Annotated in this window: 15 protein-coding genes; 9 read left to right on the top strand and 6 right to left on the bottom strand. The window is 73.3% G+C overall.

Annotated elements, in window-relative coordinates; genetic code table 11:
* Positions 1 to 99: 99 nt before the first annotated feature.
* A complete protein-coding gene (gene purQ / locus ACFFF6_RS03745; protein WP_376978337.1) occupies positions 100 to 825 on the bottom strand; it encodes a phosphoribosylformylglycinamidine synthase subunit PurQ in 726 nt (241 codons plus the stop codon).
* Positions 825 to 1,091 (bottom strand): phosphoribosylformylglycinamidine synthase subunit PurS, encoded by a 267-nt coding sequence (gene purS, locus ACFFF6_RS03740; protein WP_376978336.1) that lies wholly within the window; start codon positions 1,089 to 1,091, stop codon positions 825 to 827. Before purS ends, purQ begins: the two co-directional genes overlap by 1 nt.
* 307 nt (positions 1,092 to 1,398) lie before the next feature.
* Here purS and ACFFF6_RS03735 point away from each other — a divergent pair, with 307 nt between their 5' ends.
* Positions 1,399 to 2,103 (top strand): MBL fold metallo-hydrolase, encoded by a 705-nt coding sequence (locus tag ACFFF6_RS03735; RefSeq protein ID WP_376978334.1) that lies wholly within the window; start codon positions 1,399 to 1,401, stop codon positions 2,101 to 2,103.
* A gap of 51 nt (positions 2,104 to 2,154) precedes the next feature.
* On the opposite strand, the gene ACFFF6_RS03730 is transcribed toward ACFFF6_RS03735, so the two are convergent.
* Complete coding sequence (locus ACFFF6_RS03730) at positions 2,155 to 3,063, bottom strand: phosphoribosylaminoimidazolesuccinocarboxamide synthase (protein WP_376978332.1); 909 nt, start codon at positions 3,061 to 3,063, stop codon at positions 2,155 to 2,157.
* A complete protein-coding gene (gene purD / locus ACFFF6_RS03725) occupies positions 3,060 to 4,343 on the bottom strand; it encodes a phosphoribosylamine--glycine ligase (protein WP_376978330.1) in 1,284 nt (427 codons plus the stop codon). The genes ACFFF6_RS03730 and purD overlap by 4 nt, the downstream gene beginning before the upstream one ends.
* 50 nt (positions 4,344 to 4,393) lie before the next feature.
* On the opposite strand from purD, the gene truA reads away from it, so the two are divergent.
* From truA to ACFFF6_RS03690, 7 genes are all read left to right on the top strand, one after another.
* Positions 4,394 to 5,317 (top strand): tRNA pseudouridine(38-40) synthase TruA, encoded by a 924-nt coding sequence (gene truA, locus ACFFF6_RS03720; RefSeq protein ID WP_376978328.1) that lies wholly within the window; start codon positions 4,394 to 4,396, stop codon positions 5,315 to 5,317.
* Between the two features lie 50 nt (positions 5,318 to 5,367).
* Positions 5,368 to 6,366 (top strand): LacI family DNA-binding transcriptional regulator, encoded by a 999-nt coding sequence (locus ACFFF6_RS03715; RefSeq protein ID WP_376978326.1) that lies wholly within the window; start codon positions 5,368 to 5,370, stop codon positions 6,364 to 6,366.
* Positions 6,367 to 6,685: 319 nt separating this feature from the next.
* Complete coding sequence (gene rplM, locus ACFFF6_RS03710; RefSeq protein ID WP_376978426.1) at positions 6,686 to 7,129, top strand: 50S ribosomal protein L13; 444 nt, start codon at positions 6,686 to 6,688, stop codon at positions 7,127 to 7,129.
* Positions 7,130 to 7,178: 49 nt separating this feature from the next.
* Complete coding sequence (gene rpsI / locus ACFFF6_RS03705) at positions 7,179 to 7,682, top strand: 30S ribosomal protein S9 (RefSeq protein WP_376978325.1); 504 nt, start codon at positions 7,179 to 7,181, stop codon at positions 7,680 to 7,682.
* A gap of 107 nt (positions 7,683 to 7,789) precedes the next feature.
* Positions 7,790 to 8,617 (top strand): hypothetical protein, encoded by an 828-nt coding sequence (locus ACFFF6_RS03700; protein WP_376978323.1) that lies wholly within the window; start codon positions 7,790 to 7,792, stop codon positions 8,615 to 8,617.
* Positions 8,614 to 9,165, top strand: a complete 552-nt coding sequence (locus tag ACFFF6_RS03695) for a hypothetical protein (RefSeq protein WP_376978321.1) — start codon at positions 8,614 to 8,616, stop codon at positions 9,163 to 9,165. Before ACFFF6_RS03700 ends, ACFFF6_RS03695 begins: the two co-directional genes overlap by 4 nt.
* The gene (locus ACFFF6_RS03690; RefSeq protein WP_376978319.1) at positions 9,162 to 9,704 is read left to right on the top strand and encodes a hypothetical protein; all 543 of its coding nucleotides are present in this window, start codon (positions 9,162 to 9,164) and stop codon (positions 9,702 to 9,704) included. The genes ACFFF6_RS03695 and ACFFF6_RS03690 overlap by 4 nt, the downstream gene beginning before the upstream one ends.
* On the opposite strand, the gene ACFFF6_RS03685 is transcribed toward ACFFF6_RS03690, so the two are convergent.
* Positions 9,676 to 11,052 carry a hypothetical protein gene (locus ACFFF6_RS03685; protein WP_376978317.1) on the bottom strand — a complete coding sequence of 459 codons (1,377 nt, stop codon included), beginning with the start codon at positions 11,050 to 11,052 and terminating at the stop codon, positions 9,676 to 9,678. The two genes, ACFFF6_RS03690 and ACFFF6_RS03685, sit on opposite strands and share 29 nt — an antisense overlap.
* Before the next feature lie 123 nt (positions 11,053 to 11,175).
* Between ACFFF6_RS03685 and glmM the strand changes: the two genes are divergently transcribed.
* A complete protein-coding gene (gene glmM, locus ACFFF6_RS03680; protein ID WP_376978315.1) occupies positions 11,176 to 12,522 on the top strand; it encodes a phosphoglucosamine mutase in 1,347 nt (448 codons plus the stop codon).
* 414 nt (positions 12,523 to 12,936) lie between these two features.
* On the opposite strand, the gene coaA is transcribed toward glmM, so the two are convergent.
* Complete coding sequence (gene coaA / locus ACFFF6_RS03675) at positions 12,937 to 13,893, bottom strand: type I pantothenate kinase (protein ID WP_376978313.1); 957 nt, start codon at positions 13,891 to 13,893, stop codon at positions 12,937 to 12,939.
* Positions 13,894 to 13,984 lie beyond the last annotated feature (91 nt).

The raw sequence follows: 13,984 nt of genomic DNA, 5'->3' as shown, positions 1-13,984 counted from the left end.
AGCGCGGCCGATCAGGCGGTGCTGGTCGGCCCGATCGGCGGCGCACCGGTCTGCGGTGCGCCTCGTTCCTCGGCGCACCTCCGGCCGGAGCGCGGCCGATCAGGCGGTGAGAGCCGAGAGCACCGAGGTGAAGAAGCCCAGGCCGTCGGTGCCGGTGCGGGTTCCGCGACCGGGCTCATCGGGCCCGAATCCCGGCTCGACCGCATGCTCGGGATGCGGCATGAGACCGACCACGTTGCCGTACTCGTTGGTGATGCCCGCGATGTCGTTCCAGGAGCCGTTGGGGTTCTCCTCGAAGCCCGCGGGACCGTGGGTCGCCCCCGCCGTGTAGCGGAACACCACGCGGCCCTCGCCCTCGAGCTCCTCGAGGGTGCGGGCGTCGGCCACGAACTGGCCGTCCTGGTTCTTCAGCGGGATCCGGATGACCTGGTCCTTCTCGTAGGCGGTCGTCCAGGCGGTGCGGTTGTTCTCGACCCGCAGCGGCTGATCGCGGCAGATGAAGGAGCGGTGCGCGTTCTTGATCATCGAGCCGGGAAGCAGGTGCGTCTCGCACAGGATCTGGAAGCCGTTGCAGATGCCGAGGACGGGGATCCCGCCCTTCGCCGCGTCGACGACCTTCTCCATCACCGGGGCGAAACGGCTGATCGCCCCGGCGCGCAGGTAGTCGCCGTACGAGAAGCCTCCGGGCAGCACGACCGCGTCGACGTCGAGCAGGTCGTCCTCCGCGTGCCACAGGGCCACGGGCTCCGCGCCGGCGATCCGCACGGCGCGCAGCGCATCCCGGTCATCGAGGGTGCCGGGGAAGGTCACCACGCCGATGCGCATCAGCGCGCCGCCTCGACCGCGGGGACGACCTCGATGTCGACGACGTCCTCGATCACCGGGTTCGACAGCAGGGTCTGCGCCGCCTCGCGGATGGTCCCGAGGACGGCCTCGGTCACCTCGCCCTCGACCTCGAGCTCGAAGCGCTTGCCCTGGCGGACCGAGGCGATGCCCTCGAAGCCCAGCCGGGGCAGAGCGCCGGCGACGGCCTTGCCCTGCGGGTCGAGGATCTCGGGCTTCGGCATCACGTGCACGACGACGCGCGGCATGGATTCTCCTGGAAGGACGGGCCCTGGGCGCACGCCCACGGCCGATGGAAGTCAGCGGCGCCCTCATTCTAGGGCGTGCCCGCGCCGGCACGCCGCGCGTCCCGAGCGACGGGACCCGCGGGGTGCTCTGCCGCGTCCGCGCTCCCGCTGGCCGCGGTCCGAGCCCGTCGACAGGCGGCGACCATACCGGCGGAACCGCCCACGGAGGTCACAATTCGGATACGGTGACGATGCGCGCTGGGGAGCGCGCATCCGTGCGCGGGCGTGCACCGCGGGCTCGGGCACGGCGGACCAGAAGGAGTACCTCATGCAGATCCGTCATCTCGGACATTCATGCCTGCTCGTACGGGTCGCCGGGGCCACGGTGCTGATCGACCCGGGGGGATTCAGCGACGACGGCGCCGGCTCCCTCACCGGGGTCGACGCCGTCGCGGTGACCCATCAGCATCCCGATCACGTCGACCCGGGCCTGCTCGCCCGCGTCCTCGCCGGCAACCCGGGCATCCCGGTCGTGGCAGAGCCGCAGACCGCGCATCAGCTCGTCGACCTCGAGCAGCTCGCCTCCGCACGCCGGGCCGGGACCGAGGTGATCTCGCTCTCGCCCGGACAGGAGCTCGCGATCGGGCAGGCCACCCTCACCGCGCTGGGCGGCGACCATGCCGTCATCCATCCGGACATTCCCCGCGTGGGGAACATCGGGCTGCTCCTGACCGGTCCGGGCGAGCCGCGGCTGGGCGTGACCGGCGACAGCCTCGAGGTCCCTGCCGAGTTCCGGGGCATCGACGTCCTCGCCTTCGCCCTCGTCGCCCCCTGGTCGAAGATGCGTGAGACCATCGACTTCCTGCGCGAGGCGGCGCCGCAGCTGGCACTGCCCGTCCACGACGCGATCGCGAGCCCTGCAGGCCGCGCGATCCACCTGCGCCAGGCCACGGCGCTCGCTCCCGAGGGCACCGAGGTCCGCGATTGGGCAGGCGACCGGGTCCTCGAGGTCCCGGCTCCGGCTCATTCCTGAGGCCCCCTCCCGCGTGCCCGCCCGGGATGCGGGAGGGGGAAGGGAACGAGGTCAGGCGAAGGCCCTGCCGGTCAGACGCTCGTAGGCCTCGACATAGCGGTCACGGGTGGCCGCGACGACCGCCTCGGGAAGCACCGGGGGAGCATCCTGCCCGCCGCGGTCCCAGCCGGAGGCGGCCGAGGTCAGCCAGTCCCGCACGAACTGCTTGTCCAGGCTCTCCTGGACGACGCCCTCGCGGTAGCGGTCGGCGAACCAGAAACGGGACGAGTCCGGGGTGAGCACCTCGTCGCCCAGCGTGAGGCGACCCCCGTCGCGGGAATGCCCGAACTCGAACTTGGTGTCCGCGATGATCAGGCCCTGCTTCGCGGCGATGTCCTGCGCGCGGCGGTACAGCGCCAGGGTCAGCTCCTCGAGCTCGTCGGTGAGCTCGTCGCCCAGACGCATGCGCGCCTCCGCGACGGTGATGTTCTCGTCGTGATCGCCCTGCTCCGCCTTGGTGGCGGGGGTGAAGATCGGCTCGGGAAGGCGCGAGGACTCGGTGAGCCCCGCCGGCAGGACGTGCCCGCCCACGGCCCCGCCCGCCCGGTAGTCCTTCAGCCCGGATCCGGTGAGGTACCCGCGGGCCACGCACTCCAGCGCGACCATGTCCAGGCCCCGGCAGCGCATCGCCCGCCCGGCGACCTCGGCCGGGACGTCGGTCGCGGAGATCACATGATGGGGGACGATCCCGGCCAGCTGCTCGAACCAGAACATGCTGATCGCCGTGAGGATCCGGCCCTTGTCCGGGATGCCCGGCTGCAGCGAGAAGTCGTAGGCGCTGATGCGGTCCGTCGCGACGACCAGCACCTCCTGCGCCTGCAGGATCGGGGTTCCCGAGGGCACGTACAGCTCGCGGACCTTGCCGGAGACGGCGAGGTCCCAGCCCGCGAGGGCGGGCGCGTCGATGACGGCGGCGCTCATCGCACCTCCACCCGGCCCTCGGCCGCGGCGAGCGCGATGTCGTGGCGATGGAACGCGCCGTCCAGCTCGATCGCCGCGATGCCCGCGAGGGCCAGCTCCCGCGCATCGGCGAGGTCGGCGCCGGTCGCGACGACCGAGAGCACGCGGCCTCCGGCGCTGACGATCCGGCCCTCGGCGTCGAGGGCAGTGCCTGCGTGGATCACCCGGGCGCCCAGCTGCTCGGCCGCCTCGAGACCGCCGATGGCGTCCCCCGTGCGGGGCGTGGCCGGGTAGCCGAGCGCGGCGAGGACGATGGTGACCGCCGCCTCCTCGGACCAGGTGGGCGCGTCCTGCCCGGACAGGTCCCCGCGCGCGGCGGCGAGGAGCAACGGGGCGAAGGGGGAGGAGAGCCGCTCGAGGACGACCTGCGTCTCCGGATCGCCGAAGCGGGCGTTGAACTCGATGACCCGGATGCCGCGGGAGGTCAGCGCCAGTCCGCAGTAGAGGATCCCGGTGAACGGGGTCCCGCGGCGGGCCATCTCGTCCAGGGTCGGCTGGGCGACGGTGCGCACGACCTCCCGGGAGAGGTCCGCGGGGGCCCACGCCAACGGCGAGTAGGCGCCCATCCCGCCGGTGTTGGGGCCCTCGTCGCCGTCCAGGGCGCGCTTGAAGTCCTGGGCCGGGGCCAGCGGGACGGCCCGTGAGCCGTCGCAGACCACGAACAGCGAGACCTCGGGGCCGTCGAGGTACTCCTCGAGGACGACGCTGCCGCCGGCGCCGATCACCGCCTCGCCATGGGCGAGCGCGGCCGCGAGGTCGGCTGTGACCACGACGCCCTTCCCGGCGGCGAGCCCGTCGGCCTTGACGACGTAGGGGACGTCGCCCAGCGGGTTGACGCGCTCGAGGCCGGCGCGCAGCTCCGCGGCATCGGCGACGCTCACGGAGCGGGAGGTGGGGACGCCGGCGGCCTCCATGACCTCCTTCGCGAAGCTCTTGGAGCCCTCGAGGCGGGCCGCGGCGGCGGAGGGGCCGAAGACGGTGTGGCCCGCGGCCGTCAGGAGATCCGCGAGGCCGGCGACGAGGGGGGCCTCGGGGCCGACGACGACCAGGTCCGGTCGCAGCTCGTCGGCGAGCGCGACGAGGCCCTCGAGATCGCCGAGGGCGACGTCGTGGATCGTGGCGAGGGAGGCGATCCCGGGGTTCCCGGGTGCGGCGTGGAGGTCAGGGGAGGGGGTATCGAGGGAGAGGCGGCGCACGATCGCGTGCTCTCGTCCGCCCGATCCGATGACGAGAATCTTCACCGGGCATACCTTACAGATTCCCGCTAGCATCGGACCCTATGGTCCAGCTGGTGCACACATCCGACGACGCTGCAGGTCACAGCCCCGGCACGGGCGTCCGCGGCGAGGGGGCGGGGGCTGTGCGGCTGCGTCTGGACCTCTCCTACGACGGGACCGGCTTCCACGGCTGGGCCGCCCAGCCCGGGCTGCGCACCGTCCAGGGGGCGCTCGAGGAGGGCCTCGCCCGCGTCTGCCGCGTGCCCGTGCCGGTCACGGTCGCGGGACGGACGGATGCGGGCGTCCACGCCCGCGGGCAGGTCGTGCACCTGGATCTGCCGCCCGCGGTCCTCGCCGGGCTGCCGGGGCGCTCGGACCGCAGCCCCGCGGACGCCCTGCTGACCCGCCTCGGAGGAGTGCTGCCGCCGGACCTGGTCGTCCGCAGCGCCGTCCCGGTGCCTCCCGCCTTCGACGCGCGCTTCGGGGCGCTGTCGCGCCGCTACCGCTACCGCATCTCCGACGGCCCGGGGGTCCACGACCCGCTGCGCCGGGACGTGCTGCGGCATCGACGCCCGCTGGACGTCGCGGCCATGGCGGCGGCGAGCGCGGCCCTCCATGGCGAGCACGACTTCCTCTCCTTCTGCCGGCCGCGGGAGGGTGCCAGCACGGTGCGGACCCTGCGCGAGCTCAGCTGGCGACGCCCCGGGGAGGGACGGGCCGATGCGGGGCTCGTCGTGGCGACCGTCGAGGCCGACGCCTTCTGCCACCACATGGTGCGCTCCCTGGTCGGGGTGATGCTGCAGGTGGGGGAGGGGCGGCGCGGCGTGGACTGGCCGGCACGGGTGCTCGCCGCGGCGACCCGCGACCCCGGCGGTCCGGAGGTGCCCGGCGCGGCGCCGATGTGCCCGCCGCAGGGCCTCACGCTCGAGCACGTCGCCTATCCCCCCGATGCCGAGCTGGCCGCGCAGGCAGCCCGCGCCCGGACGTTCCGCGGGTGAGCGGGGATGCGGCCGCACCGCGTCGGCGCCGGGGGTCCGGCCGGCCGTCCATGGCGCAGGTCGCGCAGCGGGCGGGGGTCTCCCTGGGCACCGTCTCGCACGTGCTGAACCACCCCTCGAGGGTCACCGAGTCCACCCGGGAGAGGGTGCTCGCCGCGATGGAGGAGCTGAGCTTCCATCCGAGCGCGGCGGCTCGCACCCTTGCGGGCGGCCGCAGCGATGCGATCGGCCTGGTCCTCACCGATCTCGGCAACTCGCTGTTCGTGGACGTGGCTCGCGGCGCCACCCGGGAGGCGGAGGCGCAGGGCATGTACGTGCTGCTCGCGGACGGGGACGCCGAGCGGGGCCGGGAGCTGACCCAGCTGCGGGTGTTCGACGACCTGCACGTGGCCGGGAGCATGGTCACGCTCAACGACGAGACGCATCGGGCGGAGCTGCTGGCGCGGCATCGGCCCGACAGGCCGCTCGTGCTGCTGAACATCTGCGCGCCCGATGACCGCTCGTGCAGCGTCGAGGTCGACCATGAGCTGGGCGGGCGTCTGGCCACCGCGCATCTGCTCTCGCGAGGTCGGCGCCGGATCGCGTTCCTGGGCGGAAGCGCGCGCCTGCGGCCGGTGGTGCAGCGCCGCACCGGCTTCCTCCGGGTCCTCGCGCAGGCCGGGCTGGGGCCCGCGCGGGTGATCGAGGATCCCGAACAGCTGGGCCGCGCCGACGGCTACCGCGCCGGTCGTCTCCTCGCCGCGGACGTCCGCGCCGGCCGGGTCGATGCGGTCTTCGCGGTGAGCGACCTGATGGCCGCGGGCGTCCTCGAGGTGCTGCGCGAGGAGGGGCTGGACGTCCCCGGCGACGTGGCGCTCGTGGGCTATGACGACAACGTCGCGGCCCATGACGTCCCCGTGCCGCTCACGACCCTCGCCCAACCCGGCATGGAGATGGGCAGGCAGGGGGCGCGGCTCGTGATCGAGGAGGCCCGTTCCCCCGGGGAGCACCGGCATGAGCAGGTCGTGCTGCAGCCGCAGCTGGTCGTGCGCGCCTCCACCGGGGGCTGAGCCGCGGGGGCGGGCGCGGCGATGTGAGGGAGACCCCAGCGCATCGACCCCCTGCTCGATTGACCCCCTGCGGCGCCCCGCCTAAGCTGGGTTGTCGTTGTGCCTCGATGCGCACCCCTCCCGCAGCCGGGCCTCTCACACCTGGCGCGATACGGGGCTCTCACTCGCATCCTCGGCCGTCCTCCGTCGTAGGGAGGCCGGTGGCGGGCACGGCGTCACGGCCATGCTTTAAGCCAAAGGAAGCGTGTCCACGGTCCATCGATTCGTGCTGCCGGACAATCCCGTCCGGTCGGCACCACGACGAGAGAAGAAGGCACGAGTGCGTACGTTCACCCCGAAGCCCGGCGATGTCGAGCGTTCCTGGTACGTCATCGACGCAACGGATGTCGTCCTCGGCCGGCTCGCTTCCCAGGCTGCTCAGCTGCTGCGGGGAAAGCACAAGCCGGTCTTCGCACCCCACGTGGATGCAGGCGACTACGTCATCATCATCAACGCTGAGAAGGTTGCCCTGACGGGCAACAAGCGCGAGACCAAGCTGGCCTACCGCCATTCCGGCTACCCGGGCGGCCTGCGCGGCATCCCCTACTCCGAGCTGCTCGAGACGAAGCCCGAGCGCGCGGTGGAGAAGGCGATCCGCGGCATGCTCCCCAAGAACTCCCTGGCTGCCCAGCAGATCAAGAAGCTGAAGGTGTACCGCGGCGCGGAGCACCCTCATTCGGCGCAGCAGCCCGTCCCGTTCACCATCGATCAGGTGGCGCAGTAAGCGGGGCCCCCCGCCCGCGCCCTGCTACACGGAACATTCAAGGAGAACCGTGACTGAGACCACCGCCCCTGAGGCCCTCGAGGAGATCACCGACGAGTCGGCTCCCTCCAGCTTCACCACCGAGTCCACCGATGAGGCCGTCGTCGGCCGCGGCCAGTCCGCGACCGCTCCCGGCTACGGCACCGGCCGTCGCAAGGAGGCCGTCGCCCGCGTCCGCCTCGTGCCGGGCTCCGGCCAGTGGACCATCAACGGCCGCGCCCTCGAGAACTACTTCCCGAACAAGGTGCACCAGCAGGAGGTCAACGAGCCCTTCCGCGTGCTCGACCTCCAGGGCCGCTTCGACGTCATCGCCCGCATCCACGGCGGCGGCCCCTCGGGCCAGGCCGGTGCGCTGCGCCTCGGCGTCGCCCGTGCGCTGAACGAGATCGACGAGGAGAACAACCGGCCCACCCTGAAGAAGGCCGGCTTCCTCACCCGCGATCCCCGTGCGATCGAGCGCAAGAAGGCCGGCCTCAAGAAGGCCCGCAAGGCCCCGCAGTACTCGAAGCGCTGATCGACAGCCTCGATACCGCATCGACACCGGACCCCGGCACCCTCGTGGTGCCGGGGTCCGGTGCGTTCGGGGACCGGGCGCCGCCGCGCGGGCTCTATAGTGTGGCCGTGCACGTGCTCCCGCCTGACGACGAGGCCGCCGGCGTCCCCGAACTCTCCGGCGCCGCCCGCGTGCGCCCCGCGCCGCTGATGCCGCGGCCTCCGGCGAGCATGCTCCCCCCGCCGCCCGTCGCCGCCCCCTCCGCCCCCGCGCCGCCCATCGCCGCGCCGTCCGCGGGGGCCGGGTCGGCCGCGACGGTCCCCGCGACCACGGCCGCGCCGCGCCCCGGCAGCTGGATCCGTCGAGGAGCGCGGCGTCTGCCGACCTCGTGGATCCTGACCTCGGCAGGAGCGGTGCTGCTCGCGAGCACAGCGGCGTTCGGCGGCCTCGCCGAGGTCACGGGCCCCGCCCCGGCGGAGCTCGCGCTCGGCGAGCCTGCGCACGGCGCCGACCTCACGATGACCGTCCGCTCCGTCCGGCTCGTCGCGGAGGCCCCGCCCGGCACCGGCGTCTTCGCGGACGCCGCCGCCGGCGAGCAGGTGCTGCTCGTGCAGGTCGACGTCGTCAACGAGTTCACCGCGCCCCGCTTCAGCACCTCCCTGACCGAGCAGGGCGTGAGCGTGGACGGCATCACCGTCGAGGGCGTGCCGGGGAAGCCCGTCATCAGCCGTGCCGACGACGGCACGGTCGCCCCCCGGCTCCAGCCGGGCGTGCCCGCACCCCTGACCCTCGCCTGGGTGGTTCCCGGCGACGCGCTCACCCCCGGCGAGGAGGTCGTCGTGACGCTGCCGACGGCCACCCGCCAGACCGGCGAGGCCGTCCTGCACGGCGACTACTGGACCGACCCACGCCCCATCGCGCACGTGCGGGCCCCGCTCGAGCAGGGCAGCGCATGAGGATCCCGCGCCTGCTGCGAGGAGCGCTCGCCGCCGTCCTGCTGCTCGCCGCCTGGGGGATCGGCCAGATCACCCTGCCCGAGGACGCGGGCCAGGAGCCGTTCGTGACGACGACCGGCGTCGGCCAGGGCGCACGGACCCGGAATCTCGAGGCGACCGTCGCGGCGGCGCGCACAGCCGACCGGGTCAGCGCGGAATCGGGCTGGAGCGCCGAAGGGAACTGGCTGGTCGTCGAGGTCGAGGCCGCGGCGGGCACCGCCTCCGGTCCGGCGACCCTCGCGCTCGCCGAGCTCCGCGTGGACGGTCGCACCTACAGCGTCACGGACCGCACCGAGGGCATCGCCGGCACCGCCCTGGTCGACGGCGTGCCCAGGGCGGGATCCCTCGCCTTCGAGCTGCCGGAGCAGCAGCGCGGCGGCGCGGCGACGCTGCGGCTGTCCGGGGCGGCCGACGTCCGCTCCGACGCCGTGATCGAGGTCCCCCTCGACCTCGGGGCGCTGCCGCGCGAGCAGAGCCTCGCGCTGACCCCCGCCGGATGGGCGCGATGATGGCCCGCCCCTGGTGGAGGGCGAACCTTCTGCCCGCGCTCGCCCTCGTGGTGCTGCTCCCGCTGACCGCGGGGACGATCACGATCAACGAATGGCGCCAGAGCCCGGAGGTGATGAACCGGGCCGAGGAGGTCACCGTCGATCCCGAAGCGGCGACCGAGGTGCTCGGGGGACGCATCGGACCGGTGAGAGCCGCACCGATCGAGGATCTGACCGGGATGGACGTCCCCCCGGGGACGCGGCTCCTCGCAGCGCGCGTCGAGATCGACGGCGGATCTGCGGGCATCCTGTGCGGGGAGCCCTCGCTCGTCGAGCAGTCCAGCGGTCGCCTCTGGATGCCGTCCCGCGAGGAGATCGGCCTGACCCCGAGCCCGCAGGAGCCGACGAGCTGCACGGGGGCTCCCGGTCCGATGGACGCCCTGATCCTGCCGTACCTCGTGCCGACCGATGTCGAGGGGCCGTTCTGGATCGAGATCGAGGCGACGGCCGCTCAGGGCCTCGCCCCGCCGGTCACGGTGCGGATCCCGGTCGAGGCATGAGCGGTCCCGGGGCGACCGGGCCCGCGACGGGCACGCCTTGCTCCGCAGCCGGGATCTCGACCCCGGCGGCCTGCGCGAGCGCCCCGGCGTCGGCCTGCGCCCGGTCCTGCGGGATCGCCGCCTGGGCGCGCCGCAGCCGCCCGAGCGTCGCATCGTAGGCGGCGGCGACCAGCGCGATCCGCAGCGGCTCGACCAGCAGCGGCGTCACCAGGGAGAGGGGCTCGTCGAACACGACCCAGAACCCGCCGAGCTCGTGGGGACCCAGCACCCGCGTGACGCCCAGCCGCAGCCACGACTCGACCAGCAGCACGAGCGCGTACAGGACCGCGTAGCCGGCGATGAGGACCACGCCGGCCCGCCACATCAGCAGCAGCGCACGGCCGATCGGACGGAACCGCTCGCCCAGCTGTCCTCCCAGGTCGTGGAGCCGCTGCGCGACGTGCTCCCCGGCTCGGCGGGTCAGCCCCGCGGAGAACCGCTCCTGCAGGCTCAGCTTCTCGGCGACGATCGCCTGTCCGTACACGACGCCGGCGACGGTCAGCCACACCACCGGCACCAGCAGCACCGGACCGGCCGCATCGAGCAGCCAGCGCCCGCCGTCGAGCACCCATCCCAGCGGCGGCAGATGCGCCGACAGCATCGCTGCCAGCTCCTCGAGCCAGTGCAGCGCCGCACGACGATCGATCCAGCCCGTCACCGAGCCCACCAGCTCCTGGACCACCAGCAGCGAGAGGAACACCCACACGACCTCGAGGTAGACCGCGAGCAGGGCGAGGGGGCGGGGGAGCGAGGCGGACCAGCGGGCCCAGGCCCATCGGCCCAGCAGGGCGAGGACGATCGCCGCCGCCGTCCAGGCGCTCAGCGGCACGTCGAGCACCGTGTCCGGGGCCTCGGCGACGACTCCCGGGGATCCTCCCGCCGCGATGTCCTGCGCCGCCTTCTCCCACAGCAGCGTCTGCTGCACCTCGAGGGCCCGCCGCGAGTAGCCGATCACGTCCTCGCGCAGGAGCCCCTGCGCCGCGTACACGGTGAAGAAGGGGAGGATGCTGGCCAGCAGGGCGGCGAAGAACGTCCGACGGCGCTCGGCCGGGGCATCGGGCAGCGGCGCGATGCCCTGCAGCTCGCGCAGGCCGTCGCGGAGCACGAGGAACATGGCGACCAGGCTGATCAGCCGGGCGAGGATCGCCAGCGGCAGGATCATGAGCGCCGCCGTCGCGGAGAACGCTCCCACGAACCCGGCGATCTCCGTGATGACGTAGTGCACGAGGGTCCCGGCGAGGAACCATGCCGCGAGCGCCGGCCCGTGGCGCAGCAGCGTGCGGCCGGTCGTCCTCAGCATCGTTCCCACGCAGGACAAGGTAGCGCGCGGACCGCGGTGTGACGAGACCGTCCGCGGCGCGGGCCCGGACGGCTCGCGCCGCGGGCGGTACAGTCACGGTGACGATCCCTTTCCCCACGGAGGCATGGACCCATGGCACGACTCTTCGGCACCGACGGTGTGCGCGGCAGGGCGAACGACGACATCACCGCAGAGCTGGCCGTCGAGCTGTCCGTGGCTGCGGCCCATGTGCTCGGCACCTTCGGCGCGTTCGACGGCCCGCATCCCCGCGCGATCGTCGCGCGCGACACGCGTCCCTCCGGGGACTTCCTCTCCGCCGCGGTCGCCGCGGGCCTCGCCTCCGCGGGGGTCGACGTCGAGGACGCGGGCGTGCTCGCGACCCCCGGCCTCGCCTACCTCGTGCAGTCCTCGGGCGCGGACCTCGGCGTCATGATCTCCGCCTCCCACAACCCGGCCCCCGACAACGGGATCAAGTTCTTCGCCCGCGGCGGCACCAAGCTGCCCGACGAGGTCGAGGACGCGATCGAGGCCCGCATGCACGAGCAGTGGGACCGGCCCCAGGGCGACCGGGTCGGCACCATCACCCGCTACAGCCACCCGGTCGAGCAGTACGTCGGGCATCTCGCGGCGAGCATCGACACTCCGCTGGACGGCCTCGTCGTCGTCGCCGACTGCGCGAACGGCGCCGCCTACCAGTCCGGCCCCGCCGCCCTGCGCGCCGCGGGAGCGACCGTCCACGTGATCGGCGATCGCACCGACGGCCGGCAGATCAACGAGGGCTGCGGCTCCACCCATCTCGAGGGTCTCGCCGAGGCCGTGGTCCGCCTGGGCGCCGACTGCGGCGTCGCCTTCGACGGCGACGCGGACCGCTGCCTCGCGGTCGACCACCGGGGCGAGGTCGTCGACGGCGACCAGATCATGGGCATCCTCGCGCTCGCCCTCGACGCCCGCGGCGAGCTGCCCGACCGCACCCTCGTCGCGACCGTCATGTCGAACCTCGGCCTCAAGCTCGCCATGCGCACCGCCGGGATCGCGCTCATCCAGACCGCCGTCGGCGACCGCTACGTCCTCGAGGAGATGAAGCGCGGCGATCATCCGCTGGGCGGGGAGCAGTCCGGGCACGTCGTCATGAGCAGCTACGCCACCACCGGCGACGGCGAGCTGACCGCCCTGCACCTCCTGCAGCGGATGGTCGAGACCGGCTCCTCCCTCGCGGAGCTCGCCTCCGTCGTCGAGCGTCTGCCGCAGGTGATGATCAACGTCAAGGGCGTCGACAAGGCGCGCGCCGGCGTGGACCACGGCGTCCAGGACGCCGTCGCGGAGGCGGAATCGGAGCTCGGCGAGACCGGCCGGGTCCTCCTGCGGCCCTCCGGCACCGAGCCCGTGGTCCGCGTCATGGTCGAGGCGGCCACGGCCGAGCAGGCCCAGGCCATCGCCGACCGCCTCGCCGGCGTCGTCGAGTCCCGCCTGGCCCTCTGAGCCCGAGGCGGGGACGGCTCCGGTGCCGTCCTCCTCGAGATGCACGGACATGAGGCGCGCTTCGATCCAGCCGAGGCGCTGCATCCGGTGGCCGCGGTCGATGTCCCTCGAGAGCTGCTCCGCCCTGCGGTGATGCGGTCCCTCGTGCTCGGCGGCCACCCGCCACCGGGGCCATTGCAGATCGGGTTCGTGGTGCTCCGTCCCGTCGGGGCCGATGAGCGGGACGTTCTGCTACGCCGTGCCTCGGAGATCGCGGACTCCGGCCATCTGTGCCGATCCCGGGCGACGACGACGTGGATTCTCCGGTCAGTCACCGTGCATGCCTGAAGGTCGTGCGGGGACGGGATGCGCAGGGAGAACAGGAGCGACGGGGAGGGCCTGTGCTGTCGAGGGGCGAGGGTGCCGGCGGCGCGCTCAGACCTTCCGCAGGAGCACGCTGTGGACGCGGTGCTGGGGATCCTTGCGCAGGACCAGATCGGCCCGGCCGCGTGTGGGCAGGACGTTCTCGACGAGGTTCGGGCCGTTGATGGTGCGCCAGATCCGCTGAGCCGTCGCCCGGGCCTGCTCATCGGTGAGCTCGGCGTAGCGGCGGAAGTAGGAGCGCGGATCCATGAACGCGACCTCGCGCAGCTTGAGGAAGCGGTCGATGTACCAGCGTCGCACGTCCTCGGGCTTCGCATCGACGTAGAGGGAGAAGTCGAAGTAGTCGGAGACGGCCAGGCCCAGGCGCCCGTCGAAGCGCGGACGGGCCGGCTGCAGGACGTTGAGGCCCTCGACGATCAGCACATCGGGCCGCTCGACGACGACCTTCTCGTCCGGGACGATGTCGTAGACCAGATGGGAGTAGACGGGCGCCTCGACGCGGTCGACCCCGGCCTTCACATCGGCGACGAACCGCAGCAGGGCGCGGCGGTCGAAGCTCTCCGGGAACCCCTTGCGGTGCATGATGCCGCGTTCCTCGAGGACCGCGTTGGGGTGGAGGAACCCGTCGGTCGTCACGAGCTGCACCCGGGGCGTGTCGGGCCAGCGGGCCATCAGCTCGCGCAGCAGACGGGCCGTGGTCGACTTGCCGACCGCGACCGACCCCGCGACCCCGATGATGTACGGGGTCCGCTCCTGGGCCTGGGCGAGGAAGGCGCTGCGGGAGCGGCGCAGGTTCTGGGCGGCCGCCACGTGGATGTTCAGCAGCCGGGAGATGGGCCGGTAGACGGCGTCGACCTCCTGCAGGTCGATCAGATCGCCCAGCCCGCGCAGCCGGTCCACATCGGCCGCGTCCAGGGGCAGCGGCGTGCTCGCGGACAGCCCCGCCCAGTCGGCGCGGGAGATCTCGTCGAAGGGAGAGAGCGTCCCCGGAGACGCAGCAGGCTTCATGTCCGGCATTCTTCCAGGTGCCCGCGGCCCGGCGGGGCCGATGTCTCGGATCCGCGCCGGCCGATGCGACCGATCTCGCCTCCGATCGCGC

The sequence above is a fragment of the Brachybacterium hainanense genome, from assembly GCF_042434575.1.
Taxonomy (GTDB): Bacteria; Actinomycetota; Actinomycetes; order Actinomycetales; family Dermabacteraceae; genus Brachybacterium; species Brachybacterium hainanense.
The sequence above is the reverse complement of the archived record's forward strand: the minus strand, read 5'-3'. Positions and strand labels throughout refer to the sequence as shown.